This window comes from Mesonia profundi, assembly GCF_031085155.1.
GTDB lineage: Bacteria > Bacteroidota > Bacteroidia > Flavobacteriales > Flavobacteriaceae > Mesonia > Mesonia profundi.
In genome coordinates this window covers 1-2,432 of record NZ_JAVHUL010000072.1, presented here as the reverse complement: position 1 = coordinate 2,432, position 2,432 = coordinate 1, and the positions used below count along the sequence as shown (strand labels likewise).

Sequence of the window (2,432 nt, the reverse complement as noted above, 5' to 3'; positions counted from 1 at the left end):
GCACTCCAATATTACAAAAAAATGTAATTTAGTAGGGACATTAAAAATTGCAGTAGGTTATTAGACAAACTGCCGTTGGGCGCAATTTAAAAAACCAATGAAAGTCAATGAAAAAAAACTTGATTGAATGATTATATACAAATCGAAAGATTAAATTTGTCGAATTAAAAAAAATATAGACACTTTATGAGGCAATTCATTCAAAATAAATATTTTCTACTCATCTTTATTGCTATAATCTGGGGTTCTTCTTTTATACTCATAAAAAAAGTACTACCAGTATTTGACCCATATCAAATCGGAGCTTTTAGGGCAGGATTGTCAGGCTTGCTTTTGTCATTTATTGGATTCCCAGCTTTGAAAAGAATGTCAAAAAAGGATGTTTTTTGGATTGCTCTATCAGGATTATTTGGTAACTTTTTAGTGGTCTTTATTTTTCCTATTGCACAACAAGGCGTAAGTAGCTCATTGGCAGGCATCATAAATGCATTAGACCCAATATTCACACTCGTTTTAGGAGCAATTCTGTTTGGAATCAGAAATAAAGTTATTCAATATGCTGGAGCAATAATTGGATTTATAGGTGCGATCATTTTAGTTTACTCTTCCAATTCAGGAAATGGCGAAAATCATCTTTATTATACGGTTTTATTGGTTATAGGTTCGGCACTTTATGCCGTTGCCGCACTCATTATTGAAAAAAAATTACATCACATAAAATCGACAGATATATCAACAGGTATTTACACTATTTGGATGGTGCCGTCTCTTTTAATTTTAAGTTTTTCAGGTTTTTTTACAGACATTGATTACAGCCAAAATGAAACTTTAACGGCTCTAGGCTATTTAGTCTTTCTAACCGTCATTAGCACTACTTTGGTAATGTTTTTGTTTTTCAAGCTTGTTCAAGATACCTCTGCAGTTTTTGTAAGTACTATTTCACTTTTATTACCAGTCGTTGCGGTAATTTGGGGCGTTTTGGACAAAGAGAAATTTACAGTTTGGTATGCAATCGGTGGATTATTAATTTTGATTAGTGTATATCTCATTAGAGAAAAGAAAAATAAATCATTGGAAAAAGAATAAAAACTGCGCCCAACAACGTATATAGCTCATAGCTAATGAGTTGCTTGATCGAAGTAAAGGCATATTTGCAAGTCCGCCAAATTTTTTAATTTGGCTTATTGAAAAAAAGGTAATAAGAAAATTAAAAAATTCGGCTCGTGCTTAACCGAATAGTTATCGCTAATTTACACGCTACGAGCCATATACAAGACCGTTGTAGCCAATTAAAAAAAACCCGAATTGATAAGATTAACCCATTTATTAATAATTGTAATTGTTTTGGTTTCCTGCCGAAATAAAGTAGACAAAAAAACAGAAAGTAAAGAAATGATATTTGGAACTAAATCACATACGGTTGAATCAGTTATTGACTTTACACAAATACTAAAAAACGATGACGAGATTATAACTGTATCAATTGATAAAGATGGAATTAATACTTTAATAATTCATTCTGCACCTAAATATCGAACTGAAAATGGAATGTTTGCAGTAATTAAGTCTGAACAACCCAAAGATTACACATTCCTACGACACGATTTAAAGGGAACTGAAATATTAAGAACAGTTATTAAAAATGAATATTTCAATTTTCATAACGTGAATTATTTACCTACTAAAGAAATCCTTCTAATCTGTGGTCGAAGTAGATATAAAAATGAAACGGAAATTGACAGAAATGCAAGGATATACAATTCAAATGGCGAATTAGTAAGAGATTTCATCGTTGGGGACGGAATTCAAGACGTTAAAATAGACACAAAAGGTAATATTTGGACTTCATACTTTGACGAAGGAATATTTGGAAATTATGGATGGAATAATCCAATAGGTGTTTCAGGATTAATTTGCTGGAATGACAAAGGAGAGAAGATATGGGAATTTGAACCAACTGATGGACTTGACCATATGTCGGATTGTTACGCAATGAACATTGATTCAGAGAACAATACTTGGTTTTATTATTATACAGAATTTCCTCTTGTTAAACTAAGTGATTCAAAGCAAATAGAATTTTGGGAAACTAAAATTGGAGGTTCAAGCTCATTAAATATTTCAGATAATAAAGTATTAATGGCTGATGGATATGATAGTAATAATTTTGTGTTCTTTGAAATCAATGGAAAGAAATTAAAGAAGTCAAAAAAAATTAAGTTCCAAAGCAAAGAAGGAATTGAACTAAACAAACGAAATTATATCACCAGTTTTGGTTCAAATATTGGTTTTCGAAATGAAAATAAAATATATTTAACGAACGTAAGTCAAATAAAATAACTGGCTACAACAATGGTAACCGTTGCACAACCCCGTAATTCTAAAAAATATTATTCTAATAGCGCCATTTTAAGAGGGCTATTATTTTTAAC

General features: G+C 31.0%; 2 protein-coding genes. Both read left to right on the top strand.

Annotated features, from left to right (window positions below; genetic code table 11):
• Positions 1–186 precede the first annotated feature (186 nt).
• A complete protein-coding gene (locus RBU60_RS14090) occupies positions 187–1,086 on the top strand; it encodes a DMT family transporter (RefSeq protein ID WP_308865707.1) in 900 nt (299 codons plus the stop codon).
• Between the two features lie 219 nt (positions 1,087–1,305).
• On the top strand, positions 1,306–2,340 hold the full coding sequence (locus RBU60_RS14085) for a hypothetical protein (RefSeq protein ID WP_308865706.1): 1,035 nt from the start codon (positions 1,306–1,308) through the stop codon (positions 2,338–2,340).
• Positions 2,341–2,432: the final 92 nt, after the last annotated feature.

Excerpts from the sequence above, each read along its gene's own strand:
- RBU60_RS14090 (WP_308865707.1), top strand. The coding sequence starts at position 187 with ATGAGGCAATTCATTCAAAATAAATATTTTCTACTCATCTTTATTGCT.